Annotated in this window: 20 protein-coding genes; 6 read left to right on the top strand and 14 right to left on the bottom strand. The window is 73.8% G+C overall.

The annotated features are described in order from the left end of the window. Positions 1 to 311 precede the first annotated feature (311 nt). From RM446_RS16275 to RM446_RS16260, 4 genes are all read left to right on the top strand, one after another. The gene (locus RM446_RS16275; protein WP_311546157.1) at positions 312 to 1,328 is read left to right on the top strand and encodes an RRXRR domain-containing protein; all 1,017 of its coding nucleotides are present in this window, start codon (positions 312 to 314) and stop codon (positions 1,326 to 1,328) included. Between the two features lie 381 nt (positions 1,329 to 1,709). Next, a complete protein-coding gene (locus RM446_RS16270) occupies positions 1,710 to 4,418 on the top strand; it encodes a CHAT domain-containing protein (protein WP_311546156.1) in 2,709 nt (902 codons plus the stop codon). A 74-nt stretch (positions 4,419 to 4,492) separates the two neighbouring features. Further along, positions 4,493 to 4,921 carry a DUF2203 domain-containing protein gene (locus RM446_RS16265; RefSeq protein WP_311546155.1) on the top strand — a complete coding sequence of 143 codons (429 nt, stop codon included), beginning with the start codon at positions 4,493 to 4,495 and terminating at the stop codon, positions 4,919 to 4,921. Positions 4,922 to 5,021: 100 nt separating this feature from the next. Continuing rightward, positions 5,022 to 5,474, top strand: coding sequence for a DUF5709 domain-containing protein (locus RM446_RS16260; RefSeq protein ID WP_311546154.1), 453 nt, complete (start codon positions 5,022 to 5,024; stop codon positions 5,472 to 5,474). Positions 5,475 to 5,540: 66 nt separating this feature from the next. Here the strand turns inward: RM446_RS16260 and RM446_RS16255 are convergent, their stop codons facing one another. From RM446_RS16255 to RM446_RS16230, 6 genes are all read right to left on the bottom strand, one after another. Beyond that, on the bottom strand, positions 5,541 to 6,197 hold the full coding sequence (locus tag RM446_RS16255; RefSeq protein WP_311546206.1) for an MBL fold metallo-hydrolase: 657 nt from the start codon (positions 6,195 to 6,197) through the stop codon (positions 5,541 to 5,543). 8 nt (positions 6,198 to 6,205) lie between these two features. Continuing rightward, positions 6,206 to 7,063 (bottom strand): enoyl-CoA hydratase-related protein, encoded by an 858-nt coding sequence (locus RM446_RS16250; RefSeq protein ID WP_311546153.1) that lies wholly within the window; start codon positions 7,061 to 7,063, stop codon positions 6,206 to 6,208. Positions 7,064 to 7,215: 152 nt separating this feature from the next. After that, the gene (locus RM446_RS16245) at positions 7,216 to 7,722 is read right to left on the bottom strand and encodes a peroxiredoxin (protein WP_311546152.1); all 507 of its coding nucleotides are present in this window, start codon (positions 7,720 to 7,722) and stop codon (positions 7,216 to 7,218) included. Positions 7,723 to 7,798: 76 nt separating this feature from the next. Then, entirely contained in the window at positions 7,799 to 8,938 is a 1,140-nt protein-coding gene (locus tag RM446_RS16240) for an alkaline phosphatase family protein (RefSeq protein ID WP_311546151.1), read from the bottom strand. 194 nt (positions 8,939 to 9,132) lie between these two features. Next, on the bottom strand, positions 9,133 to 9,708 hold the full coding sequence (locus tag RM446_RS16235) for a DUF5998 family protein (protein ID WP_311546205.1): 576 nt from the start codon (positions 9,706 to 9,708) through the stop codon (positions 9,133 to 9,135). A 364-nt stretch (positions 9,709 to 10,072) separates the two neighbouring features. Then, entirely contained in the window at positions 10,073 to 12,802 is a 2,730-nt protein-coding gene (locus RM446_RS16230) for a bifunctional acetate--CoA ligase family protein/GNAT family N-acetyltransferase (RefSeq protein WP_311546150.1), read from the bottom strand. A gap of 248 nt (positions 12,803 to 13,050) precedes the next feature. Between RM446_RS16230 and RM446_RS16225 the strand changes: the two genes are divergently transcribed. Further along, complete coding sequence (locus RM446_RS16225; protein WP_311546204.1) at positions 13,051 to 13,941, top strand: carbohydrate kinase family protein; 891 nt, start codon at positions 13,051 to 13,053, stop codon at positions 13,939 to 13,941. Positions 13,942 to 13,958: 17 nt separating this feature from the next. Here RM446_RS16225 and RM446_RS16220 read toward each other — a convergent pair whose 3' ends face one another. The 8 genes from RM446_RS16220 to mbhE form a co-directional block, all read right to left on the bottom strand. Next, on the bottom strand, positions 13,959 to 16,154 hold the full coding sequence (locus RM446_RS16220; RefSeq protein ID WP_311546149.1) for a RecQ family ATP-dependent DNA helicase: 2,196 nt from the start codon (positions 16,152 to 16,154) through the stop codon (positions 13,959 to 13,961). Between the two features lie 80 nt (positions 16,155 to 16,234). After that, the gene (gene mnhG, locus RM446_RS16215) at positions 16,235 to 16,600 is read right to left on the bottom strand and encodes a monovalent cation/H(+) antiporter subunit G (protein ID WP_311546148.1); all 366 of its coding nucleotides are present in this window, start codon (positions 16,598 to 16,600) and stop codon (positions 16,235 to 16,237) included. Further along, positions 16,587 to 16,865 carry a monovalent cation/H+ antiporter complex subunit F gene (locus RM446_RS16210; RefSeq protein ID WP_311546147.1) on the bottom strand — a complete coding sequence of 93 codons (279 nt, stop codon included), beginning with the start codon at positions 16,863 to 16,865 and terminating at the stop codon, positions 16,587 to 16,589. Before RM446_RS16210 ends, mnhG begins: the two co-directional genes overlap by 14 nt. Beyond that, positions 16,862 to 17,479 (bottom strand): Na+/H+ antiporter subunit E, encoded by a 618-nt coding sequence (locus RM446_RS16205; RefSeq protein WP_311546146.1) that lies wholly within the window; start codon positions 17,477 to 17,479, stop codon positions 16,862 to 16,864. The genes RM446_RS16210 and RM446_RS16205 overlap by 4 nt, the downstream gene beginning before the upstream one ends. Beyond that, on the bottom strand, positions 17,476 to 19,002 hold the full coding sequence (locus RM446_RS16200) for a Na+/H+ antiporter subunit D (RefSeq protein ID WP_311546145.1): 1,527 nt from the start codon (positions 19,000 to 19,002) through the stop codon (positions 17,476 to 17,478). Before RM446_RS16200 ends, RM446_RS16205 begins: the two co-directional genes overlap by 4 nt. Next, a complete protein-coding gene (locus RM446_RS16195) occupies positions 18,999 to 19,373 on the bottom strand; it encodes a sodium:proton antiporter (RefSeq protein ID WP_311546144.1) in 375 nt (124 codons plus the stop codon). Before RM446_RS16195 ends, RM446_RS16200 begins: the two co-directional genes overlap by 4 nt. Next, positions 19,370 to 19,996, bottom strand: a complete 627-nt coding sequence (locus RM446_RS16190; RefSeq protein ID WP_311546143.1) for an MnhB domain-containing protein — start codon at positions 19,994 to 19,996, stop codon at positions 19,370 to 19,372. Before RM446_RS16190 ends, RM446_RS16195 begins: the two co-directional genes overlap by 4 nt. Further along, positions 19,983 to 22,604: a hydrogen gas-evolving membrane-bound hydrogenase subunit E gene (gene mbhE / locus RM446_RS16185; protein ID WP_311546142.1), complete on the bottom strand. Its 2,622-nt coding sequence runs from the start codon at positions 22,602 to 22,604 to the stop codon at positions 19,983 to 19,985. The genes RM446_RS16190 and mbhE overlap by 14 nt, the downstream gene beginning before the upstream one ends. 530 nt (positions 22,605 to 23,134) lie before the next feature. Here mbhE and RM446_RS16180 point away from each other — a divergent pair. Further along, the gene (locus RM446_RS16180) at positions 23,135 to 25,624 is read left to right on the top strand and encodes a DNA gyrase/topoisomerase IV subunit A (protein ID WP_311546141.1); all 2,490 of its coding nucleotides are present in this window, start codon (positions 23,135 to 23,137) and stop codon (positions 25,622 to 25,624) included. The last annotated feature ends 50 nt before the right edge of the window (positions 25,625 to 25,674 follow it).

Here is a 25,674-nt window from a genome sequence, read left to right as displayed (position 1 = left end):
CCGGCACGGCCACAGGGCACCAGGAAGGTACTCCGCGCAACGGGTTCCCCCGATTGAAGGCGGGGGCTTTGCGCACCCCCGGGGTGGAGGCCCGCCGTTACCCGCACCAGCCAACACCATTGGAGGTGACCACGTTGGCTACGTTCCGCACAGGACAGAAGACCCACCAGGCCGTGCCTCCTCAGCGGCCTGCTCTGGAACCCGCCCCAGCAGACAACCCCGGGAACAGGGACGGAACGGGGGGCGGGAGCCGCCTCCCCGACCCCTCCGGGGCCGGGGAGGCGCACCGTGAGGTGCCCCAGCATGTGTTCGTGCTCGACAAGAACCGCCGGCCGTTGCAGCCGTGCCACCCGGCGCGCGCCCGCAAACTCGTGGCCAAAGGCCGGGCGGTCGTTCACCGCCACACCCCCTTCACCCTCCGACTGACCGACCGCACCGTGGAGAACTCCGAGGTCGACGGTGTCGAACTCGGCATCGACCCGGGGTCCGAGCACACCGGAATCGCGGTGCGCGCCGCCTTCGACACCCACGCCCTGTCCACCTACCAGCCCCTGGAAGTGGCCGACTACCAGCGCGGCACCCTGCACGGCTACGAGGTCCGCGAATACCTCCGGGCCAATTCGACCGGACCTGCGCCTACTGCGGCACCCACCGGGGTGCCGCTGAACCTGGACCACATCCACCCCCGCAGCCGCGGCGGCTCCGACCGGGTGTCCAGCGGGCGGACGGCTACGGATACACCACCAGAAAGGAGGGAGCGGCGCCCTCCCCGGCCTGAAGGCCGGGGTTCCCGCCGCATAACCCTAATGACCGGCAGCGACCGCGCCCCCGACAGCCCGCTCCCCGTTCAGCGCCCAGAGGGCGACGTCGGCGAGCCCGATCTCGACCGCCTCGCCGCCGAACTGGAGGCCGAGCACGGACCCGCGGGCCGGGTCGGCGCCGAGGTGCGGACGGCAGCCATGTCCGCCTATGCGGCGCGCCGCGACGACGCGGTGATGACCGAGGTCACCGACGACTCCGCGGAGGCGCCGCCCTCGGCGGTCCGCGACGCCGCCCCCGCCGACGCGCCCCGCTACCTGCGCTTCGACGCCCCCGGGGCGGCGCTGGGTCTGGAGGTTACGCCGCTCGACGACCGCCGCACCCTCGTCGGAGGGGTCGACCCGCCGGGCGCCACATCCGCTGAGGTCCGCACCCCGCGGGGCAGCGCGCTGTTCCCGGTCGACGAGCACGGCGCCTTCGTGGCCGCCGAGGTCCCGGCGGGTCCGGTCAGCCTCATACTGCACCACCCCGACGGCATTCCGGTGACCACCCCCTGGATGACCATCTGATCCGCCCCCGGAGCGACGACCCGCCCCCGAACTCCCGTCTTCGAACCCCGCCGCCGGGCACCGCGAGGGCTCGCGCCCGGGTGCCCGGACTTCGCGGGCCGTGGCGGCAGACTGCCGGCGCGGGCCGCGGCCGGGGGTTGCGGGGGGCCATCCGACACGGTTCCGGGCGCGGTCCTGCGGGGTGGTATGTCCCGGTTGACGGCGACACGGGCGGGCGGCCTATGGGGCGAATCCGACAGGACGGCTCTTCGGCCTACACGCGCGCGTAACCGGCTTAGTACTGTCTGTGGCGCCGCGCACCGGAAACGGCGGGCTGCGGCCGCGTGTCCCCCTCATCCGCTCCTCCGCACTCCCCCGCACCCACGGCGAAAGGCACTCCCCATGGCCTCTGGGCGGCTCGACGGCGCTTCCCACCCGGTGGCACTCGTAGCCCGGGACCCCGACCTCGCCAGGCGCCGGGCCGAACAGGTGCTCGACGGCGACTGCGACCCCGCAACACGCTCGGCCGCTCTGCGGATGCTGGGGGTGGCCCGCCGCGAGCTCGGCGAGCCGGCCGCCGCCGAGCGCCTGCTGCGCCAGTCGGCCGCCGTCGCCGCACGGGCGGGCGACACCGAGAGCGCGGCACACGCCCGCGCGTCCCGCCTCGGGCTGCTGGCGCTGCGCGGCAGCGGCGGCGTGGCGGCCGAGGCGCTCGTCCGGCTGAGCGCCGACACCTCTTCGGCGCGCGCCACGGTGCTCACCCACCACGGACTCGCTGCAGCTCAGCGCGGGCGCTTCGGCGCGGCTCTCGCCGGGTTCGACGCCGCCCTGGCCGCGCTGGACGGCGACACCGAGGGGGACCTGCTTCCCGGTGTGCTCAGCAACCGCGGCCTCGCGCTGATGTATGCGGGACGGCTCGACGAGGCCGCCGCCGACCTGGAGAGGGCACTCGCCGGGGCCGCCGAGGCCGGGCAGGCGTGCCTGCGGGGCGTCGCGCTGCAGAACCTCGGCTGCCTTGCTGTGCGCACCGGCGACCTCGCCCGCGCGGTCTCGTGCTTCGGTGCAGCCGAGCGGCTCGTTCCGCCGGTTCGGCGCCCCTCGGTCCGCATGGACCACGCCGATGCACTGCTCGCCGCGGGGATGCACCGCGAGGCCGGGCGGGCGCTGGGCGGCCTGGGCGACCTGGGCGCCGCCGCCGGTCTGTTCCGCGGCGGACGCGCGACCGCAGAGGCCGCCACCTCGGGGCTGCTGCGGGCCAAGGTGCTGCTGGCCCAGGGCGACACCGGCGCGGCCCGCGGCCTCGCTCGCAGGCTGCGGCGCGCCTTCCCGGCCGACTCGCTCTGGGCCGAGCTGGCCGGCCTGGTCGAATGGTCGGCACACCACAGTGCGGCGCCCGATCGGCGCTCGGCCGCACGGCGGTTCTCGCGCCCGCCTGCGGCGCGAGCGGCCCGCCGGGGCGAGCGCGGCGGCCCCGGCCGCCCGGGATCCTCGGCGCGCTCCGGAGACGGTCCCCGGCGCTCCGGGCTGCCGGAAGACGCAACCTCCGCGCACCGCCCGCGCGCCGGCCGCGAGGACGCGGGTTCCGGCGGCGGCCCGCCGCCCGCCTGGGCCGGCGCCGACTGCTCGGACACCGCCGAGACGGCGACGGCGCTGGCCCACTGCGTGCACAGCGCCCCGCTGGGCCCGGTGTCGGCGATGCTGCCCTCGGCCCGCGAGGCGGCGGCGCTGAGGACGCTCGCAGCGGGCGACCACCGCGCGGCGCGGGGGCGGCTGGGCGGCCGCGCCGGCGGTCTCCGGCCCGTCCGGCACCTGGAGCTGCTCGTGCACGCCCGCGCCCACCGGCGCGAGGTGGCCGCGGCCGGGGCGCGGGCGGCCATCCGCGAGGGCGACGCCGCCGCCGCGCTGGAGTGGGTCGAGTTCGCGTCGGCTCCGGCCGTTCCGGCGGGGCCGTGCCGCGACACCGCGTGGCTGCGCCTGCTGGAGCGCTACCGGCAAGCTCACGCCCGCGCCCGCATCGGCGAAGCGCCGATCCGGCGCGAGCTGTCCGCGCTCGCCGACGCCCTGGCCGGCGCCCAGTGGCACGCCGCCTGCATGGCCGCCGACGGCACCGGAGCGGCCGATCCCGGCGACACCGGCCTCCCGGCGGCGCACGCGCTGGAGGAGCGGCTGGCGGGACGTGCGTTCGTCCGCTACGCACGCGTGCACGGCGCCGACGCCGCGATCACCGTGGTCGACGGCCGCACACGGCTGCACCCGCTGCCGTCTGCGGGTGCCGTCGAGGACGCGGCCGCGAAGCTGGCCTACGCCGCCCGCGTGCGGGTGCTGGCTGAAGGTCGGCGCGGCCGTGCGGCGCGCGACGGCGTCGCGCCCGCCGCCGAGCGGGTCGAGCGCCTGCTGCTCGCGCCGGTCGCCGAGGCCGTCGGCGACCGGCCGCTGATCGTCGTGCCGTCCCCGGCCGCTCAGGCGCTGCCGTGGGGCATGCTGCCGAGCCTGCGGGGCCGGGAAGTCAGCGTGGTGCCGTCCGGCAGCGCGTGGCTGGCCCGCTGCGGCGGGGACGCGGACGAGCACCTCGGCGGCAGGAGCGCCGCGGTCCCCCGCGCACTGCTGGCCGCCGGCGGGGCGCCGGAGGGCGCGGTCGGCGAGGTGCGCGCACTCGCGCCGGTATATCCGGTGGCCGAGGCGCTGCGCGGCCCGGCGGTCCGGGTCGGCGCGGTGCTGCGCGGTCTGGAGCACGCCGACGTCGCCCACCTGGCCGCCCACGGTTCGGTGTCGGCGCAGTCCCCGATGCTCTCGGCTATACAGCTGGAGGACGGTCCGCTGTTCGCCTACGACGTCGAGCGCCTGTCCCGGGCGCCGCGGGTGACCGTGCTGTCGTCGTGCTGGGTCGGCGGCTCGGCCCCGGCGTGCTCCGGTGCGCCCTTGGGCATGGCCGCGGCCCTGCTCGCGATGGGCGGCCGGGTGGTGGTCGCCGGCGTGCTGCCGGTCAGCGACCACGGGATCGGACCGGCCATGCTCGCATTCCATGCGGCGCTGCGCGCGGGAGTCGCACCGGCGCGCGCCGTGGCCGACCACCTCGCCGGCGCCGGATTCGTCTGCTACGGCGCGGGATGAGGAACCCGGCGCCGGCGGGTGCTCCCGATCCCGCCCCCGCGATCCGCGCTCCCGGAATGGTCTAGCGTGCGGGTATGGACGATGCCGCACCGCCCCCCGCCGATCCGTTCTCCGGATCCGGCAACGAGCCGCGCGTGTTCACCCTCGCCGAGGCCCGCGAGCTGATGCCCGAAGTCCGGCACACCGCCGGTGAGCTGGTCACCCTGCGCGCCGACCTCGCCGAGCTCGCCTCCGACCTGCGGGGCGGCGAGTCGGCGCTGGGCGGGCGCGCCGAGATGAAGGCCGCCGAAGCGCGGCTGATGGAGCTGCAGAGCTGGTTCGTCGACAACGGCATCGAGGTCAAGGGCATCGCCCCGCTGCTGATCGACTTCCCCGCCATGCTCGACGGTGTCTCGGTGCGGCTGTGCTGGCTGGAAGGCGAGGCCGAGCTCGGCTGGTACCACCGCACCGACCTCGGTTTCGTCGCCCGCCGGCCGCTGCCCGACCAGGCCTTCCCGTTCTGACCGGTCGGCCGGTCGGCCCGGTCCGCGCGGCCGTCGGCGTGCGGGCGTACCCCGCGTCAGCGGGCGAATAGACCTCCCGCCCCGGGGATAGTGGAGGGGCATGAGCGAGAACCGCCCGGAGGAGAACGAGCCCCCGGCCGACCCGGTCAACGAGACCGCCGCGGACTGGGAGGAGGCCGGGCTGCCGGCCCAGGAGGACACGACCGAGGACCAGGCGCTGCCGGGCCGAGTGCCCGCGGCGATCGACGAGTCCGGCTCGACGGGCACAGAGAAGGAGTCGGGCGAGCCGCTCGACGAGGCGCTCGCCCGGGAGCAGCCCGACGTGCCCGGCGCCCTCGGCAGCACGGCCCGCCCGGCCGAGGCGTCCCCACCCCCGGGTCCCGAGCAGGACACGGGCGGTGTGCGCATCGTCGAGTCCGACGAAGGCGTGCGCGAGGACCGCGAGGACTCCATGGTCGCGCGCGACGCCGGCGCCGACCGCCGGGCCTACAGCGCCGAGGAGAGTGCGGTCCGCGAGGAGGACGAGTCCGAGGAGCCCCACGGGCTCCCGTAACGACCCCGGTTCCGCCCGGTGGTCGCCTGCCCGGGCGGGCGACCACCGGGGCGCCGAAGGCCTGCGCTACCAGCCGCGCGCGCGCCACTCGGGCAGGCTGGGACGCTCAGCGCCGAGGGTGGTGTCCTTGCCGTGGCCGGGGTAGACCCACGTGTCGTCGCCGAGGACACCGAACACGCGCTCCTCGACGTCGTCGATGAGGGACCGGAACGCGGCGGCGCTTGAGGTCTTGCCCACACCGCCGGGGAACACGCTGTCCCCGGTGAACAGGTGCGTACGGCCGCCGGGCTCGTCGTAGCGCAGCGCGATCGAGCCGGGGGTGTGCCCGCGCAGGTGGACGACCCGCAGCTCGGACTCGCCGACGGGGATGCGCGAGCCGTGGGCGACGGGCTCGTCCACCGAGATCGGGAGTTCGTCGGCGTCGTCGGGGTGGGCGACGGTGCGTGCGCCCGTGGTGCCGACCACCTCGGCCAGCGCACCCCAGTGGTCGGGATGGCGGTGGGTGGTGATGGCGCGGGCCAGGCCGTCCTCACCGATGAGCGATTCCAGGATGCGGTCGGCCTCGGCGGCCGCGTCGATCAGCACCGCCTCGCCGGTGCGGCGGCACCGCAGCAGGTAGGCGTTGTTGTCCATGGGCCCCACCGCCAGCTTGCTGATGGTGAGCTCCGGCAGTTCACGTACGTCGGCGGGTCCGCCGACCCGCGTATCTCCTGAGTAAGTCACGTCGTCCATTACAGCACCCAACTCGGCGATCTCTTTTCCCGGAACGCTGCACGGCCCTCGGCCGCGTCCTCGCTCGCGAAGTACTCGGCCGACAGCTCGCCCATACGGGTGAACGCGGCCGCGCGCGCGTCCGGCCCCGCCGGGCCGGTGCTGCCCAGCAGCCGCTTGGTCCGGCTCAGCGCGCTCGGCGCCGCGCTGCGGAAGCCGCCCAGCACGGCCTCGGCCTCCTGGTCGAGCTCCCCTCGGGGGACCGCCGAGGTGACCAGGCCGGCGTCGGCCGCCGCGGCGGCGCCGAACGTCTCGCCGGTGAGGAAGTAGCGGGCGAGCTGCCGGTCGTGCATGCGGGCGGCGACGGGCACCGAGATGATCGCCGGAACGACGCCGATGCGCACCTCGGTGAACGCGAAGGTGGCGTCCTCGGGGGCGATGGCGATGTCGGCCGCAGCGACCAGCCCGATTCCGCCCGCGCGGGCGGGGCCGTTGAGCTTGGCGACCACCGGCTTGGGGGCGTCCATGATCGCCGAGAACAGCTCGGGCATGCCCGGCGCGGAGACGGCCGGCGGATTCCCGGCGCGTTCGGCTGCGATCTCCTTGAGGTCGGCACCGGCGCAGAAGGCCGGACCCTCGGCGGTGAGCAGCACCGCGCGCACGGCGTCGTCGGCCATCGCGGCCGCCAGCTCGGCCGCCAGGCCGGCGCGCAGGCGGGCGGAGAGCGCGTTGCGGTTGGCCGGGGAGTCCAGGGTGATCACCGCGACGCCCCGCTCCGCTGTCCTGCGCACCGGGGGCCGTTCGCCTCCGGCGCCGCTTCCCGGGTTTCCGGACGCCGCGGCCGGGGACCCGGTCGCCGCCTCGTTCTGCTCCGCCATGTTCCGGCGGCCCCTTCCGTGTTCGCTGACCCGTGCCCACCGGCGGGTTCGCCGGTGTCTGCGGGGCCGCGGCCGTGCGGGCCGGGCCCCGGACCCGATCGGCGGCCGGTGGAGGCGCCGACGGGGGTGCGGCCCGCTGTGCGGCCGCCGCCTCAGTCCTCGCGCCCTTGCGACGCGTCGCCGCGCCGGCGGAGCTCGCGCAGAGCGCGCAGGGCGCCGTCGGCGTGGGCCTGCATGCGCACCTCGCTCCGCACGACGTGGTGGATCCGTCCGTCGGTGCCGATCACGAACGTGCTGCGGCGGGTCGGCGACAGCGCGGCCAGCGGCCCCCCGCGGCGGACGCCGTAGGCGCGCGCGACCGCGCCGCCGGGGTCGGACAGCAGCGGGTAGTCGAAACCGTTCTTTTCGGCGAAGGCCCGCTGGGTGGCGACATCGTCGGCGCTTATCCCCACGCGCTGGGCGCCGAGTTCGGCGAACTCGGCGGCGAGGTCGCGGAAACGGCAGCTTTCGGCCGTGCACCCGGCCGTCATCGCCGCAGGGTAGAAGAACAGCGCCACCGGGCCGCCCTCGGCCAGCATCCCGTGCAGCGTGCGGGTCGTGCCGTCCTGGTCATGCAGCTCGAAGTCGGGAGCGGGGGCTCCGATGTCCACAGTGTCCACGACCGCCACCTTAGACGGCGCGGCCGACTCCGCAGAAGAGGGGCACCGCGCCCCGGCTCGTCCGCCGCCCGCCCACCTAACGCGCGGTGGTGACGCGCAGCAGGGGCACGCGCAGCTCCGCGGCGGTCAGGGAGCCGTGGTGGCCGACCAGCCGGCTGATCGTACGCTCGGACTCGGGTGCGATGAGGGCGGTGTTGCCGCGGGCGAAGGCGAGGACGTCGCCGATGCGCGGCCGCACCGCTTCGTCGACGTCGCCGAAGAGGCCCTCCGCCAGCGCCTCGTCGCGGGTGAGGACCCGGGCCCGCGCGCCGAGCAGCTCGCGCCAGGCCGCGGCGACGTCGGCGGCCGCGCCCTGGCGGGTGTAGATCTGGCGCAGGCGCGGCTCGCCGGCGCGCAGGCGCACCCCCGCGTTGAATGCGGGCCCGGCCTCGATGTCGATGCGGGTGTCGTGAGCGGTGTCGACCATGCCGTGGTCGGCGGTGATGTAGAGCGCGGTGTCGGGCGGCAGCGAGTCGGCGATCTGCTCGGCGAGGCGGTCGACGTAGCCCAGGTGCAGCCGCCAGTACGGGGAGTCGACGCCGCAAAGGTGGCCGTAGGAGTCGAGGTCGGAGTGGTAGACGAAGGCCAGCACCCGGTCGTCGCCCGCCAGCGCCTCGCCGGCGCGCACGGCCAGCTCGGTGATGCTGTCGGCGCCCACGTAGCGGGAGCCGCGCGCCGAGGCGCGGCTCAGCCCGCTGCCCCGGTAGGCCTCGTCGGCGATGTAGGCGGTGCGCACACCGGCGCGTTCGGCGCGTTCGTAGGCGGTGGCGTGCGGCTGCCAGTCCTCCGGGACGACCTCGGGGTCACCCCACCGCAGCTGGTTGAGCAGGCGCTCGGTACCGGGGACGGCGACCTGGTAGCCGACGATGCCGTGGTGGCCGGGCACCAGACCGGTGCCCACAGTGGCCAGGCTGGTGGCGGTGGTGGTGGGGCACCCGGCGGCGATGGCGGCGCCGGACTCCAGAAGGGCCGCCAGGAACGGCGCGTGCACGCGGTACTCGCGCAGCTGCTCCCAGCCCATCCCGTCGACCAGCAGGACGCAGGCACGCCGCACCGGCGGCAGGCCCAGCGGATCGGCTTCTCCCGCGACGCCGAGGGATGCCAGGACCGACGTGGTCAGCGAGGCCAGCGAGGCCTCGTAGCGGGGTGTGCTGAGGTCGTCGGTGCGGACGGGCACAGGAGTTCCCTTCACTCTCACTCGTGTCGCCTGGCGGCTGCTTGCCCCGTGGTGCACGGCTCGGATCGCGCAGCGGCACGCGTGGCGGTCCGGGCCGTCCGGCCGCGCTCCCCGGTCCGCTCCGCCCGCCCGCGGATCCGGGTCCCGTCGTCCCCGTTCCGGCGCGCACGGCCGCGCCCGCACGCGGGGGCTCCTCAGGTACCGGTGGCCTCACACAGCGCGTCGGTGAAGTGGATCAGGTTGGTCACCGATTCGGCGCCGTCCGCGGTCTGGCTGACCCGGACCGTCAGCGGCTCCGCGGTGATGGCGCCGGTGTAGCCGTGGTCGAGCTCGCAGGACTCGTCGTTGCACGAGGCGGGTTCGAGGTCGACGTTGGCGATGGCTCCGGGACTGACGCCCAGGCCGATGCTCAGGACCGCCTCGCTGGGCATGGTGCCCGGCACGTAGTTCGCGGGGTCGGAGACCACCCGGGTAAGCGCCACGGACTGGATGTTGCCGAGCCGGATCGCGTCGGTGGTGGTCGACGCGTGCGGGCGGCCCCCCGTTTCAGCGGGCGGGTGCTCGTCGGTGTGGCAGACGACCAGCCGGGTCGGGGTCAGGATCACAACGGTGATGTGCCGCCGCATCTCCAGAGCGGGGTCGAAGGTGGCCTCGTGGTGGACGACGAAGGCCTCGGCCCCTTCGTCGCCGAGGGCTGTGGCGACGGCGTCGATCACCAGGGCGGGGTAGTAGCCGCTGCGCTCGACCTCCAAGCGCCAGTCGGTGGACACGGCACGCGTTTTCCTCATGGTTCCATCCTGCCTTCTTCTGAGGACGGATCGCACCCGCTCGCCCCGGCGGATCGTCGCGCGCCCGGCCGACACCCGCACGTCGGACGGCGCGCGGAAGTGGAAACCGCCGCGATTGCGGGTAGTCCCCGTGGCATGTACGCAACCGTGCCACCAGTGCCGGACCCTCCGGAGCCGGGCGGCCCGCCCCTGCCGGGGCCGCTGCCGCCCGACCCGGTCCCGGATCCTCCGGACCCGGGACCGGGCCCCGGGCCGGGACCGCTGCCGCCGGAGCCCGAACCCCAGCCCGAACCGGCCTGATCGGCCGGTACACCGGCCGACCCGGCCGCACAGGCGGGCCGGCCTTCTAGAACGTGATGTTGCGCAGCCGCCGCGGCCCGGAGTCCATTCGCCGGTCGGGCGGCTCCCGTAGCCACACACGCGCGCCCAGCACGTGGGCGCCCTCGGAGTTGACGATCACCGGGTCCAACTCGATGTGGGCGACCTCGGGGAAGGCGTCGACCAGCCGCGAGACCCGCACCAGCGTCTCCTGCAGCGCTTCGACGTTGGGCTGCTCGGCCAGGCTGGTCGCTCCGGCGGGCAGGCCGAACAGCAGCGGCGCTGCGCGCACCGCGTGCACCAGGTCCGCGGCGTCGGTGTCGGTGAGCGGGGCGAGACGGAACGCGCGGTCGTCGAGCAGCTCCGCCGTCACGTCGGCCAGTCCGAACCCCACGACCGAGCCGAACGAGGGGTTCTCGCCGGCGCGGACGACCGTGGGCACGCCCGGCACGACCATGGGCTGCACCACCAGGTCGGCGTCGGCGCCCAGCCGGTCGTTCAAGGCGGTGAACGCGCCGCTCACGTCGGTTGCCGAGCGCAGGTCGGCGCGGATGCCGGTGCCGCCGGCGCGCAGCCGCAGGTCGGGGGCGTTGGCCTTGACCACGACCGGGTAGCCCAGCTCCTCGGCGGCGCGAACGGCCTCCTGCTCGGTGGCGACCGGCATGTAGGGCACGGCGTCGATGCCGTAGCACGACAGCAGCGCGTAGGCGGTCTCGCGGTCGGCGGCGGACTCCTCGTTCTGCACGGGCTCGCTGGTGAACCAGATCGTCTGGTCCTTCTCCTGCTGCTCCTCGCCGCGCTTGCCGAGCGCCCGGTCGACGATGGAGCGGGCGCGCGCGCCGTCGATGTCGGCCAGTTCGGGGTGGCGGCCGCTCTCGCGGTTGCGCCACAGCGAGTAGCGCGTGGCGTAGGCCAGCGCCCGCACGGCGTCCTCGGGCGCGGGGTAGGAGGGGACGGAGCCGGCCGCGGTCTCGCCTCCTTCGCCGATCCGGCGCAGCTCGGCGGGCAGCCCCTGGTAGCCGAGATAGGTGGTGACGATGGGCTTGTCCGCCGCGGCGGCCTTGGCCCGCATGACCTCGGCGACGTCGTCGGAGATGGGGGTCAGGGCGGGGATGAAGACCACGACCAGGGCGTCGACGGAGTCGTCGGCCAGCACCGCGGTCAGCGCCTCGTCGAAGTCCTCGGCGGTGGCGTTGGGGCCCAGGGCCACCGGCTCGCGGGGGCGCAGACCCTGGCGCACGGAGGCGTCCTTGACCAGCAGCCCCAGGGAGTCGGAGTTGCCGACGATGCCCACCCGGGGCCCCGACGGGAGGGGCTGGTAGGCGAAGAGCTGGGCTACGTCGAACATCTGGGTGATGTCCTCCACGCGCACCACCCCCGCCTGTTCGAACAGCGAGGTGACCGCGTAGTCCGGCAGGGCGAGCGCGCCTGCGGCGTGCCCGCTGGGCACACCCTGGGACGAGCCGCCGCTGCGCACGGCCACCACGGGCTTCTGCTTGGCCAGCCGCCGCGCCAGCCGGGTGAACTTGCGGGGGTTGCCCAGCGACTCCAGGTACTGCAGCACGACCTTGGTTGCGGGGTCCTCCTGCCAGTACTGCACGAGATCGTTGCCGGAGACGTCGGCGCGGTTGCCGGCTGAGACGAACGTCGACAACCCCATGCCGCGCCCTGCGACGCTCTGCAGGATGGCCCGGCCCAGCGCGCCGGACTGGGAGAAGAACCCGATGGGCCCGCGCGGCGGCACATAGGGCGCGAGGGTGGCGTTGAGCGAGATCTCGGGGTCGGTGTTGGCGATGCCCAGGCAGTTGGGGCCGATCACCCGCATGCCGGCGGCGCGGGCGGTGCGCACGAGCTCGTCCTGGCGCTCGCGCCCCTCGGGACCGGCCTCGCCGAACCCGGAGCTGACGACCACGAGCCCGTGGACGCCCTTCTGCGCGCACTCCTCGACCACATCGACGACCGTGTCGGCGCGGACGGCAACCACCGCGAGGTCGACCGTGTCGGGGACGTCGAGGATGCTGGCGTAGGCCCGCACGCCCGCCACCGCCTTGGCCGTGGGGTGCACCGGGTACACGGGGCCCTTGAAGTCGCCGTCGAGCAGGTTGCGCAGCGCCGACTGGCCGATGGTGTGCGCGGTGCGGCTGGCGCCGATCACCGCGACCGAACCGGGGAAGAGCAGCCGGGCGATCGAGCGCGACTCCGCGCGCTGCTCGCGGGCGCGCATGACCTCTTCGGCGTCGTGGGTGGGCTCCAGGTCCAGGGTGAGGCGGATGACGCCTTCGTCGAAGGACTGCTGGGCGGTGTACCCGGCCTCGCGGAACACGTTGATCATCCGCCGGTTCTCCGGAAGCACGTCGGCGATGAACCGCCTCACGCCGCGTTCCAGGGCGGCCGCGGCGATGTGCTCCAGCAGCACGGAGGCCAGACCGCGGCCCTGGTGGCCGTCCTCGACCACGAAGGCGACCTCGGCCTCGTCCTCGGCCACCTTGTCGTAGCGCACGACCGCCACCATGACGTCGGAGATGGTGGCGATGAGCGCCACGCGGTTCTCGTAGTCGACGTTGGTGAAGCGGTCCACGTCGCGCGCGGAGAGCTTGGGGTAGGGCGCGAAGAAGCGGTAGTAGATGGTCTCCGGCGACAGGCGGCTGTGGAACGCGCGCAGCAGGTCGCCGTCATCAGGGGTGATGGGGCGCAGGTGCGCGGTGCCGCCGTCGGTGAGGACCACGTCGGCTTCCCAGTGGTTCGGGTATGACTGCACGTTTTGAGCCTATTCGAGTCGTCGGAGCCCGTGGCGGACGTCATGCCGCCCGTTCGGTCCGGGCTCGCGATCCGGTCACCACCGACGAGTTTTCGGGCAGCGGGTCCGATATCACGCAGCTCTGCCACTTCGTTACCCGACGTCTCCCCCTAACCTGTTAACGTCTGTCAGCACACAGGCTCTTCGGGCATGGTCGCGCATAGTCCCCCATTCGGGACCGCAAGGTGGTGGGCAAGGCAATGGCACGAGTGGTCGTGATCGGCGACCTCATGACCGACAGCGTCGCGCGGGCTTTCTACCCGCTCGCACGCGGAAGCGACACCCCCTCCTCGGTCCAGACCTACGGCGGCGGGTCCGGCGCCAACGTGGCGGCCTGGCTCGCGATGGAGGGCGTCGACACCACCTTCGTGGGCCGGCGCGGATCCGACATCACCGGACGCACCCGCGAGATGGAGCTGATGGGCTACGGGATCGACTCCCGGCTCGTCATGGACCCCGAGCGGCCGACCGGCACCTGCGTGGTCATGATCACCCACAAGGGCGACCGGACCATGCTCAGCGATCCGGGCGCCAACGCGCGCCTGCAGCCCGAGGACCTGCCCCGCGACGTGTTCGGCCCCGACGGCCACCTTCACATGTCCGCCTTTACGCTGATCAACCCCGACTCGCGCCGGGCTGCCCGGATGGCATTGCGGATGGCCCGCGAGACCGGGATGTCGATCTCGGTGGACGGCGGCTCGCACGCCCCGCTGGAGCGCGCCGGAGCCGAGAACTTCCTGGACTGGACCAACGGGGCGCGGCTGCTGTTCGCCAACCCCCAGCAGGCGAAGGTGCTGACCGGCCGCGAGGAGCCCGAGGCGGCCGCCAAGGTGCTGACCGCCTGGTACCCCAGCGTCGTGATCAAGCTGGGCGACGAGGGCGCCCTGTGGGCCTCCAAGACCCGCGACGACCTGGAGACCGTACCGGCCGAACCGGTGGAGCCCTCGCCGGGCTCGATCGGCGCCGGCGACGCTTTCATCGCCGGGTTCCTGCCGTCCTGGCTGGCCGGCAAGCACCCCAAGGACTCGCTCACCCGTGCGCAGGCCCTCGCCGCCCGCGCCCTCCACCAACCCGGGGCCCGCCCCGACCTGGGCGACTAGGCCGGCCCCCGGGGCTGTCAGCTCTTGGCGGCCAAGACCAGGGGGAGGACCTCCTCGGCGCCCGCGTCCTTGAGAAGGCCGGCGGCCACCGCCAGTGTCCAGCCCGTGTCGGTGTGGTCGTCGACCAGCAGGACCGGGCCGCCCAGTCGGCCGACCGCCGCCGCCACCTCCGGCGGCACGGCGAGGGCCCGGTACACCTGCGCCAACCGCTGCGCACGGTTGTGGCGGCGCGCTCCGGTGCCCGCCTCGGGCTCGGCGTAGGCGAGTGCGCCGACCGGCTCCAGGCGGCCGACCCCGCACAGCCGCTCGGCGAGGTCGGCGATCAGCCGCGGGCGGGTGAGCGACGGCAGCGCCACCACGCCGGCGGGCCGGCGCTCCCACGGCCAGGCGGCGAGCACGTCGACGACGCCCTTGAACACGTGGTCGCCCATCGGCGCGTCGGCGGTCTCGGGGTTCAGCAGCCGCCGCAGCTCGGTACCCCAGCCGATGTCGGTGAGCCGCGCCAGCGCGCGCCCCTCGGCGGGCCGCCGCTCGGCGCGGATCTTGCCGGACAGATCGACGCCGAGCGCGGCCATACCGGTGGGCCACTGCTTGCGCGGGGCAACCGCCACGCCCGGCCGGTCGAGGTGGCGGGCGGCGGCGTCGCGGTCTTCGGCGGCGACCGACGCGGCGAACGGGGAGCCCGCGCAGTTGTCGCACCGGCCGCACGGCTCGGCCCCGGGGTCGTCGAGCTGCCGGCGCAGGAACTCCATGCGGCAGGTGTCGGTGCCGATGTAGTCGAGCATCGCCTGCTGCTCGCGGCGGCGCGCGGCCGCGACCGCGGCGTAGCGCTCGGAGTCGTACTCCCACGGCCGGCCCGTGGCGGTCCACCCGCCGCGCACCCGATGCACGGCGCCGTCCACGTCGAGGACCTTGAGCATCTGCTCCAGGCGGTTGCGCCCCAGGTCGACCCGGGTCTCCAGGCGCGGGAGGGACATCGGCTCGCCCGCCTCGGCCAGCACGTCCAGAGCCTGGCGCACGGTCTCCTCGGCGGGAAACGCCATCGAGGCGAAGTAGGACCAGATCTCGCGATCCTCGCGGCCGGGCAGCAGCACCGCCTCGGCGCGCTCCAGGCCGCGCCCGGCGCGGCCGACCTGCTGATAGTAGGAGATCGGCGACTGCGGCGCTCCCAGATGCACCACGAAGCCGAGGTCGGGCTTGTCGAAGCCCATGCCCAGCGCGCTGGTGGCCACCAGCGCCTTGGTGCGGTTGGCCAGCAGGGCGTCCTCGGCGCGGCGGCGCTCCTCGGGGTCGGTCTGGCCGGTGTAGGCCCGCACGTCGTAGCCAAGTTCGGTGAGGAAGGCGGCGGTGTCCTCGGCCGCGGCGACGGTGAGGGCGTAGACGATGCCCGAGCCCGGCAGCTCGGCCAGGTGGCGGGCCAGCCAGCTCCATCGGGCGGGGGTGTCGGGCAGGTCGACCGCCGACAGGCGCAGGCTCGGCCGGTCCAGCCCGCCGCGCAGCACCAGGGTGGCGGCGCCGTCGCCGGTCTCCAGCTGCTCGGCGACGTCGCGGGTGACACGGCCGTTGGCGGTGGCGGTCGTGGCAAGCACCGGCGTCTGCGGCGGCAGACCGCGCAGCAGGGTTCGGATGCGCCGGTAGTCGGGGCGGAAGTCGTGGCCCCAGTCGGAGATGCAATGGGCCTCGTCGACGACGAGCAGGCCCGCGCCTTCCGCCAGGCGGGGCAGCGCGCGGTCGCGGAAGTCGGGGTTGTTCAGCCGCTCGGGGCTGACCAGCAGCACGTCGACCTCGCCCGCGGTGATCTCGGTGTAGACCGCCTCCCAGTCGTCCAGGTTGGCGCTGTTGACGGTCCGGGCGCGGATGCCGGCGCGCTCGGCCGCGGCGATCTGGTTGCGCATCAGAGCCAGCAGCGGGGAGACGATGACCGTGGGCCCCGCGCCGGCGGCGCGCAGCAGCGCGGTGGCGACGAAGTACACCGCCGACTTGCCCCAACCGGTGCGCTGGACGACCAGGGCGCGGTGGCGCTCCGCCACCAGGGCGCGTATGGCGCTCCACTGGTCCTCGCGCAGCCGCGCGGACTCGCCGGCGAGCGCGCGCAGGCGCTCCTCGGCGGCCTCACGCAGCGCGGCGTCGGCGGCGGGGTCCGCGACCGCCGCGGCGGGGTCGGCGGGAGGCACAGACGCGGGTTCCGCCCCGGAGGGCGCAGGGGTCACCATGGCACCCTTGCTACCAGAGTCCGGTGTCCGAACGCGGCGGCTGTGCACAGGCGTCCGCCGGGGACCGCCGCCGCTGCCCCTCAGGCACCGCCGCCGTCGCCCCTTTCGCGCGACCGCTCGACCGCGTCGGCCAGCTCGTCGGCGACGAGGTGTTCGGAGCTGATCTCGCCGCGGCTGTAGGCCACGCGGCCCAGCGTCTGCGCCAGCACCGGGACCGTGAGGAACTGGAAGAGCGCAGCCAGACCCAGCCAGGCGGCGCCCCGGACGTCGTCCAGCTGGAACGCCGCGCCCGCCAGGATCAGCACCAGGGCCACGGTGTCGGGCTTGGTGGCGGCGTGCACCCGCCCCAGCAGCGTGGGGAAGCGCACCAGGCCGAGCGTTCCGACGAACGCGAAGGCCGCTCCCAGCGGCAGCAGCACCGCGGTCGCGATGTCAGCCCCGGTCATGGGCCCTCCTCTCGGCGAAGCGGGCCGCCGTCAGGGAGCCGACGAACCCCAGCAGCGCGAAGGTGATCACCACGCCGATATAGGCGGTGTCGCCGCGCAGCGCAACCTCGACCGCGATGAAGCTGACCAGCAGCACCGATGTGGTGTTCAGGCACACGATCCGGTCCATCACCGACGGCCCGCGCACGAGCCGGTACATGGTCAGCAGCACCCCAGCCCCCAGCAGCGCGAAGGTCGCCGTGTAGGCGTAGTCCAGCATGTTCATGCCTCCCCCTCGGCGGGATCGGCCGCTTCGGCCTCCAGCATCAGCCGCTCCTCCCGCTCGAACTGCTCGATGTCGGACGACGTGCCGAACGCGCGCACGAACAGCTCCTCGGTCCGGCGGACCTGCCGGCGCAGGTTGCGCACCGACCGCTCCGAGTGGATCGGGGTGCCGTGCACGTACAGCACGCCCTCCTCGCGGTTGAGCTCGATGACCAGGCTGCCCGTGATCAGCGACAGCCCGGCGGCGGTCAGCGCAAGCAGCAGGTCGGAGTCGGTGCGCATCGGCACCTCGACGATCACGCCGCGCATGCGCTTGGGGTGCCACAGCACGTGGACGGCGACGCGCAGACTCGACGTCAGCAGGTCGGCGGCGATGTGCCAGAGCAGCAGCAGCGTGCGCAGGGGCCGGACGGTCAGCCGGACGGGCAGGTCCGGCAGCCGCGCCGCCGCGTAGCACCCCGAAGCCACGCCCGCGCCCGCCAGCACCGTTCCCGGACTCGCGTCGCCCCACAGGATCACCCACATGGCGGTCAGCCACACCACGGTGGCCATCCGCCTCAGCAGCCGCTGGGGAAGGCTGCGCGCCGCCGCGCCCGTCGGCCGCCGCCCGCTCACCGCGCCCCCTCTCCCAGCACCGCCTCGATGTAGGCGGCTCCGTTCATCAGATCGTGGGCGGCGACGAAGGCCAGCTCCGACAGCGGGCCGGCCGCCGCGGCCACGAACAGCCCGAAGGCCACCATCGCCCCCGTCGCCATCGCCATGATCCGCAGCCCGCCCAGGTGGGCGCCGCTCTTGAGGCGCACCCGGGCCTCGATCATGTCGGGCATCGGAGTGCCCCAGAAGCCGCGGACCCAGACGCGGAAGATCGCCACGATCGTCAGCAGGCTGGTGGCGACCCCCGCGGCGATCGCGGTGTAGACGAGCCAGCCGCCGGCGCCGACGCCGGCCTGGAACAGGGCGACCTTGGCCATGAAGCCGGACATCGGCGGGAGTCCGGCCAGGCTCATGGCAGGCAGGAAGAAGAACACAGCGAGCATCGGCGAGACCGTGGTCATCCCGCGCATCGACCGCAGCGAGGAGTGCCCGGCGAACTGCCGGATCAGCCCGTTGACCAGGAACAGGTTGGCCTGGACCACGATGTGGTGCACCAGGTAGATGATCACCCCCGCCATGCCGGCCACCGAGTTCAGGCCGAGGCCGAAGATCATGAACCCGATGTGGCTGACCAGCGCGAAGGACAGCAGCCGGTTGATGTCGTCCTGCACCAGCGCGCCGAGGATGCCTACGACCATGGTCGCGACCGCGATGCACAGCAGCACCGCGGAGATGTCGTCGCGGCCGAAGAGGAGGGTCTGGCTGCGGATGATCGCATAGACCGCGACCTTGGTCAGCAGGGCGGCGAAGATCGCCGAGATGCGGGTGATGGCCACCGGGTAGCTGTCGGGCAGCCAGAAGTGCATCGGTACGAGCGCGGCCTTGATGCCGAACACCACCAGGAACAGCAGCGCCAGGACCATGCGCAGCTCGGCCGGGGCGCCGCCCAGCTTCACCGCGATGTCGGCGAGGTTGACCGTGCCGGTCAGCCCGTAGACCAGGGCGATCCCGGTGAGGAACAGGATCGAGGAGGTCAGGCTGACCACGGTGTAGATCATGCTGGCGCGCACCCGCGCCCGGGTGGGCGCCTGGGTGATCAGCGCATAGCTGGCCGTCAGCATGATCTCGAAGCCGACGAAGAGGTTGAACAGGTCGCCCGCCAGGAAGCTCAGGCATACCCCGGCGGTCAGGACCAGGTAGATGGGGTGGAACACCTGCGGCATGGCGCGGCTCAGCCCGGCGGTGTCCTGGCCGATGGCGTAGAACTGCACCACCAGCAGCACCACCGCCGACACCGCCAGGAGCAGCGCCGAGAGCGGGTCGGCGACGAGGGTGATGCCCAGCGGCGCCTTCCAGCCCCCTGCCTGGCTGGTCAGGACCGTGCCGTCGGCGGCGGCGTGCAGCAGCAGCGCCGCGGCCGCTGCGACCGAGGCCAGCGCGGCCACGGCCACCCCCTGCTGGAGGCGGGGGGTACGCCGCAGGAGCAGCGTTGCGGCGGCGCCCAGCAGCGGAACCACTGCGGGTACGGCGAGGAGCACGTTCACGAGGAGTCCTCCGGTTCCGAGAGTCGCCCGATGCGGCGGTCCTCGAAGTCGGCGGGCACCTCGTCGTTGTCGTCGCCCAGCCACACCCGGTAGGCCAGCGCCAGGAGAAAGGTCGTCACGCCGAACGTGATCACGATGGCTGTCAGCGCCATAGCCTGGGGCATCGGGTCGGAGATGGGGCCCTCCTTGCCGGTCAGCAGCGGCGGCAGGGTGATCGCGCGGTCGGTGAGCATCAGCGAGAGGTTCGCCGCGTGGCCGAGGACGACGATCCCGAAGACCACGCGCATCAGGGAGCGCTGGAGCAGCAGGTAGAACCCGCTGGAGTAGAGGACGGCGACGGCGACGATGAGGATGAAGCCGGGGGCGCTCATCCGGGGTTTCCCCCCGCGCCCGCGCCCGCGCCGTCGCGGGCCTCCTCTTCCTCGGCCTCCATGCGCGCGCCCAGCGCGGCCACGACGGAGAGCACCAGCCCGACGACGATGAGGAACACCCCCGATTCGAATAGCAGGTAGCTGGCGAACTTGACCTTGCCGAAGACCGGCAGGTGTGCGGTGTAGCTGTGGACCTCCAGGACCGGGTGCCCCAGCAGCAGCGGAGCGGCCGCGGTGCCGCAGGCCAGCAGCAGCCCCAGGGCGAGCAGGCTGTTGGGAAGCATCGGCATGCCCGCACGCAGCTCGTGCCGGCCGCCGGCGATGTAGCGCAGTACGTAGGCCATGCTGGCCACCAGCCCGCCGGCGAACCCCCCGCCCGGCCGGTCGTGCCCGGAGACCAGCAGGAACACGGAGAAGGTGAGGATGGCGGGAGTCAGCAGCCGCGCGGAGACCTCCAGCATCACCGAGCGCGGTCCGAACGCCGGCCGCACACCCGTGCTCAGCCAGCGCTCCCGGGGCGCCTCCCAGTCCTCGGGCGGCGCGCCGCTGCGGTCGGAGCGCCCCCACTCCCCGTCGGCGCGCCCGGGGCTGGGCTCGGGGCGGACCGGTTCATGCTCGGTCATCGTCGCTCCCCTCGTCGTCGGCTCCCGTGCCGGTGCCGGTGCCGGTGCCGGTGTTTGAGGCCTCGTCGGCGTCCGCGGCGCCGGCCTCCCCCTCGCGTACAGGATCGTGCTCGGAGGGCTCCGTCCCGGGGGCCTCGGCGTCCGCGGCGCGGCGCCGCAGCGCGAGCGCGCCCGTGCCCGCGGGCTCGGGCCCGGCCGGTCTCACCGCACCATCGGGGCCTTCGCCCTCGTTCTCGTTCTCGTTCTCGGCCGCAGGTTCGTCGACGATCCGGTCGCGCCGGTTCAGCAGCACCAGCGACGCCACCGCGACCGCCGCCGTGGCCAGCACCACGATCTCGCCGAGGGTGTCCAGCGCGCGGAAGTCGGCCAGGATCACGTTGACGAGGTTCGTGCCGCCGGCCTTCTCGGCCAGGTCGGCGTACTCGGCGGAGACCGGGTCGGCTGTGCGCGCTGCGGTCATCAGCCAGAGCGCGAGCGCGATGAAGGTGCCCGCCGCCGCGCACAGCAGCACGGTCAGCCGCTTGCCCCAGCCGTCGGGCCGCACGCTGAAGGTGGAGGGCAGTCGGCGCAGCACGAAGACGAGGATGATCGTGGTGAGGGTCTCGACGAGCACCAGGGTCAGCGCGAGGTCGGGTGCACCGTGCAGCACGAACAGCCCGGCGATGCCGAATCCCAGCACGCTGAGCAGGATCAGTGCCGGGAAGCGCCGGTGCTCGCGCACGGTGGCCACGGCGGTGACGACGATGACCGCCGTCACCAGCAGCTCCAGCGGGCTGTCCCAGATCCGCAGGCCCTCGTCGGTGCCAGGGACGGCGATCTCGCCGGTGATCAGCCCCGCTGCCAGCCGGGCGCCGGGCAGCACCAGCAGCACGGCCAGGATGATGCCCAGGTACACCGGAAGCGAGCCGCTCTGGGTGCGCCGGGTGACGCTCAGCGCGACGCTGTAGATGCCGTGGATGAACAGGTGGTAGCCGTACTCGGCGTCGGGCCAGCGCGGCATGGCGTTCTGGATCCGGCCCACCGTCCGGCGCTTGGCGAACAGCAGCACGCCGGCGGCCACCACGGCGGCGGTCAGCAGCAGCGGCGGCGTCACCCCGTGCCATAGCGCCAGGTGGTACGGCTTCTCGCCGGTCGGCAGCGCGTGGGCGTAGCCCTGCGCGAGGGCGTCGGCTGCCGCGGGGACCGCGCCCAGGGCGAGGCTGAGGGCAGCCAGCGCCACGGGGGCGGCGATGAAGGCCGCGGAGGGCGCGTCGAAGGAGCGCTCGGAGACGGTGGGCCTGTCGCCGAACGCGCCCCAGAGGAACCGGGCGCTGTAGGCGAAGGTGAGCACCGAGGCCGCCACGAGCCCGCCCAGTTCGGCAGCCGATACGGGTGCCGGCAGGCCTGGCGCCGCTGACGGCAGGAACGCCTCCAGGGCGGCCTCCTTGGCGGTGAAGCCGATCAGCGGCGGAAGCCCGGCCATCGACGCCGCGGAAAAGCAGGCGGCGACGGCGAGCACCGGCATGCGCCGGCCCAGCCCGGTGAGGCGGCTTATGCTGCGGGTCCCGGTCTGGTGGTCGATGATCCCGACGGTGAGGAACAGCCCCGACTTGAACAGGCCGTGCGCGAGCAGGGCACCGATCATGGCGGTCCCCGCCACCTGGGTTCCCGCGCCCCCGAGCAGGGTGAGGAACCCGAGCTGGCTGACGGTGCCGTAGGCCAGCAGCAGCTTGAGGTCGTCCTGGCGCAGCGCCCGCCATCCGCCCACGATCATGGTGGCCAGTCCGATGCCGAGCACGAGCACCTGCCAGACACCGGCGTCGGCGAAGCCGGGCGCCAGGCGGGCGACCAGGTAAACGCCGCCCTTGACCATCGCCGCGGCGTGCAGGTAGGCACTGACCGGGGTGGGCGCGATCATCGCGCCCGGCAGCCAGAAGTGCATCGGCACCTGCGCGGACTTGGCGAAGGCGCCGACCAGGATCAGCACCAGCGCCGCGGTGAGCCACGGCCCGCCGTCGGGAGGGTCGGCCACCAGGGCCGAGATGCTGTAGTCGCCCGCGGCCCAGCCCAGCATGATGAACCCGATGAGCATCAGCAGCCCGGTCCCCGCAGTGGTGACCAGAGCCTGGGTGGCCGCGCGCCGCGCATGCTCCTTGCGGTCGTCGTGGCCTACCAGCAGGAACGACGTGACGGAGGTGAGCTCCCAGAAGACGTAGAGCGCGAACAGGTTGTCGGTGGTGACCAGGCCCAGCATGGAGCCCGCGAACAGCACCATCACGGCGGCGAGCCGGCCCAGGCCGCGCTCTTCCGCGTGGAAGTAGGCGGCGCAGTAGCCGAAGATGACCGCGCCGACCCCGCTCACGAGCAGGGTCATGGCCAGCGCGAGGGCGTCGACGCGGAACGCGAAGGCGATGCCGAGGGCGGGCGCCCACGCGACCGTCGCCTGCATCGGCGCACCGCCGAGGATCGCTGGGGCGTGGGCGAGCGCCCAAACCGCCGCGGCGGCGGGCGGCAGTCCGGCGAGCAGGAAGATCCGGGCACCCAGTCGGCCGGCGAGGGGCGGCAGCAGCACCGCCGCGGCGGCGTGCAGCGCGAGGATGGCAGGCAGCAGCATTGGCACGTCGTTCATCGTCGGTCGGTCCGGCGGCCCGCCGCCGGAGGGCGGCCGGGCGGTGCCGGCGGGGCGTGCGGGTCGGGCGGGGCCGCGGGAGCCGTCGGGGTACCCGGACCAATCGAGGTCTGGCGAGCGCGATGCGCTCTCGTGGGGGTCGGGCGCCCTTTCGAGGCTAGCCCCGGAATCAGTCTCCGCCTTGACTGCCCCGAGAACGGCTGTACCATGCGCCGCCTCCCATCGCCCTCCTCCGCTGCGCACGATGCGTAGCGCAGACCCGCCCCCTGCTCCTACGTGCGCCGCGGCGGGCCGGTCCCCGCGCTTCCTCCGTTGAGAGGCGTGGCTCTTCTCACGCGCAGGCGCCCCGCGGACACGCCTTCGAAACCCTCCCTGTCACTCAACGTGAGCATCGTCGCGACCACGGCGCGACCGAAACCCCAGGGGCAACCCGAATTACCGTCATTTTAACGGGACCCTAACGCGCCGCGACGGCCCCCGGCGGGCTCCCTGGTTCGCGATGGTCGGCGCAGCGGGCCAGAATTGCCGACATGGCCCGTACAACCTCTCCACCACCTCCCGAGGATCTCGCTGAGAAGATCATCGACATCGACGTCTCCGAGGAAATGCGCGGAAGCTTCCTCGAGTACGCCTACTCGGTGATCTACCAGCGCGCGCTGCCGGACGCCCGCGACGGGATGAAGCCGGTGCAGCGGCGCATCCTCTACCAGATGAACGAGATGGGCCTGCGCCCCGACCGTGCGCACGTCAAGTGCGCGCGCGTCGTCGGCGAGGTGATGGGCAAGCTGCACCCGCACGGCGACTCCGCCATCTACGACGCCATGGTGCGGATGAGCCAGCCCTTCGCGATGCGGGTTCCGCTCGTGGACGGGCACGGCAACTTCGGCTCGCTGGGCGGCGACGACGCGCCGGCCGCGATGCGCTACACCGAGGCCCGCCTGGGCCGCGCCGCCCAGCTGATGGTGACGTCGCTGGACGAGAACGTCGTCGACTTCCAGCCCAACTACGACGGCCAGGAGAGCGAACCCGACGTCCTGCCCGCCGCCTTCCCCAACCTGCTGGTCAACGGGGCCTCGGGGATCGCCGTCGGCATGGCCACCAACATGGTGCCGCACAACCTCGGCGAGGTCATCGCTGCGGCGCGCCACCTGATCTCCCATCCGGACGCCTCGCTTGAGGACCTGATGGAGTTCGTGCCGGGCCCGGACCTGCCCACCGGCGGCACCGTCGTCGGGCTCGACGGAGTCCGCGACGCCTACCGCACCGGTCGCGGCACCTTCCGGACCCGCGCGACCGTCAGCGTCGAGCGGGTCTCGCCGCGCCGCACCGGCCTGGTGATCACCGAACTGCCCTACAGCGTGGGCCCGGAGAAGGTCGTCAGCCGCATCAAGGAGCTGGTGCAGAACAAGAAGCTGCAGGGAATCAGCGACCTCAAGGACCTCACCGACCGCAACCAGGGCCTGCGGCTGGTGATCGAGCTGAAGAACGGCTTCAACCCCGAGGCGGTGCTGGAGGAGCTCTACCGGCTGACGCCGATGGAGGAGAGCTTCGGCATCAACAACGTCGCCCTGGTCGACGGCCAGCCGCGCACACTGGGGCTGCGCGACCTGCTCCAGGTCTTCGTCGACCACCGCCTCGACGTCGTCCGGCGCCGCTGCGAGCACCGGCGCTCCAAGCGCGAGGAGCGGCTGCACCTGGTCGCGGGCCTGCTCGTCGCACTGCTCAACATCGACGAGGTCATCGCGCTGATCCGCGACTCCGAGGACACCGCGCAGGCCCGCCAGCGGCTGATGACCACCTTCGAGCTGTCCGAGACCCAGGCGCGCTACATCCTCGACACGCCGCTGCGCCGCCTGACCAAGTTCGACCGGCTGGAGCTGGAGACCGAGCGCGACCAGCTCACCAAGGACATCGAAGAGCTGACCGCGATCCTGGACTCCGACTCCAAGCTGCGTCGCCTGGTCTCCAAGGAGCTGGGCGAGGTCGCCAAGGACTACGCCACCGAGCGGCGCACGGTGCTGCAGGAGAGCACCGGTGAGACGCGCAGCGCCTCCATCCCCCTGGAGATGGCCGACCAGCCCTGCCACGTGCTGCTCAGCGCCACCGGTCTGCTCGGGCGCAGCGCCGGACCGCGGTTGCCGCCGATGCATGAGGGCCTGCGCACCAAGCACGACGCGATCGCGGCGTCGGTGCCCACCACCTCCCGCGCCGACGTCGGGCTGCTCACCGACCAGGGCCGTGCCCTCAGGGTTCCGGTGGTGGAGCTGCCCGAACTGCCCGACGACGCGGCCGAGTCGCCGCCGCAGGCCCACGGGCTGACCGTCGAGGAGTTCGTCTCGCTGGAGGAGGGCGAGCGCGTGGTCTCGGTCGCCGCCCTGGACGACGACGGGCCCGGCATCGCCGTCGGCACCGAGCAGGGCGTGGTCAAGCGGGTGACGTCGGAGTCTCCGCCCAACAAGGACGACTTCGAGATCATCAACCTGCGCGAGGGGGACCGGGTCATCGGCGCCTCCCAGTTGGCGACCGGCGAGGAGGACCTCGTCTTCATCACCACCGAAGGGCAGCTGCTGCGCTTCTCCGCCGACGCCGTCCGCCCGCAGGGCCGACCTGCCGGGGGGGTGGCCGGTGTCCGGCTGCCCGAGGGGGCTCGGGCACTATGGTTCGGTGCGGTCGCGCTGCCCGAGGACAGCGTCGTGCTCACCGTCGCCGGCAGCACCGACGAACTGCCGGGCACCGGCGGTGGCGCGGCCAAGGTCACCCCGTTCGAGACCTTCCCCACCAAGGGGCGGGCCACCGGAGGGGTGCGCTGCCAGCGGTTCCTCAAGGGCGAGGACCGGTTGGTGCTGGCCTGGATCGGGCGGGCTCCGGCCCGCGCGAGCAGGGCCGACGGCGGCCCGGTCCGGCTGCCCGACCTCGACGAGCGCCGCGACGGCTCCGGCGAGCCGCTGCCGCGCGCCATCGCCGTGGTCGGTACGGGCCGCACCGACCTCGGGCTCGCCGCCTCCGCAGGCGGCGACTGACATCCATAAGAGCATCCGCATCCCCCGGTGCCCCGCCGCACCGGGTCGAC

The organism is Streptomonospora wellingtoniae (genome assembly GCF_031845375.1).
GTDB classification, from domain to species: Bacteria; Actinomycetota; Actinomycetes; order Streptosporangiales; family Streptosporangiaceae; genus Streptomonospora; species Streptomonospora wellingtoniae.
This window is presented reverse-complemented; position numbering and strand designations above follow the sequence as displayed.

What these genes read in the sequence shown, in the direction of transcription:
- RM446_RS16220 (WP_311546149.1), bottom strand. Translation starts at nt 16,154, where the DNA reads ATGGTGACCCCTGCGCCCTCCGGGGCGGAACCCGCGTCTGTGCCTCCC.
- RM446_RS16195 (WP_311546144.1), bottom strand. Translation starts at nt 19,373, where the DNA reads ATGAGCGCCCCCGGCTTCATCCTCATCGTCGCCGTCGCCGTCCTCTAC.
- RM446_RS16250 (WP_311546153.1), bottom strand. Translation starts at nt 7,063, where the DNA reads ATGGCGGAGCAGAACGAGGCGGCGACCGGGTCCCCGGCCGCGGCGTCC.
- RM446_RS16260 (WP_311546154.1), top strand. Translation starts at nt 5,022, where the DNA reads ATGAGCGAGAACCGCCCGGAGGAGAACGAGCCCCCGGCCGACCCGGTC.
- RM446_RS16190 (WP_311546143.1), bottom strand. Translation starts at nt 19,996, where the DNA reads ATGACCGAGCATGAACCGGTCCGCCCCGAGCCCAGCCCCGGGCGCGCC.
- mbhE (WP_311546142.1), bottom strand. Translation starts at nt 22,604, where the DNA reads ATGAACGACGTGCCAATGCTGCTGCCTGCCATCCTCGCGCTGCACGCC.
- RM446_RS16270 (WP_311546156.1), top strand. Translation starts at nt 1,710, where the DNA reads ATGGCCTCTGGGCGGCTCGACGGCGCTTCCCACCCGGTGGCACTCGTA.
- RM446_RS16210 (WP_311546147.1), bottom strand. Translation starts at nt 16,865, where the DNA reads ATGAACATGCTGGACTACGCCTACACGGCGACCTTCGCGCTGCTGGGG.
- mnhG (WP_311546148.1), bottom strand. Translation starts at nt 16,600, where the DNA reads ATGACCGGGGCTGACATCGCGACCGCGGTGCTGCTGCCGCTGGGAGCG.
- RM446_RS16265 (WP_311546155.1), top strand. Translation starts at nt 4,493, where the DNA reads ATGGACGATGCCGCACCGCCCCCCGCCGATCCGTTCTCCGGATCCGGC.
- RM446_RS16180 (WP_311546141.1), top strand. Translation starts at nt 23,135, where the DNA reads ATGGCCCGTACAACCTCTCCACCACCTCCCGAGGATCTCGCTGAGAAG.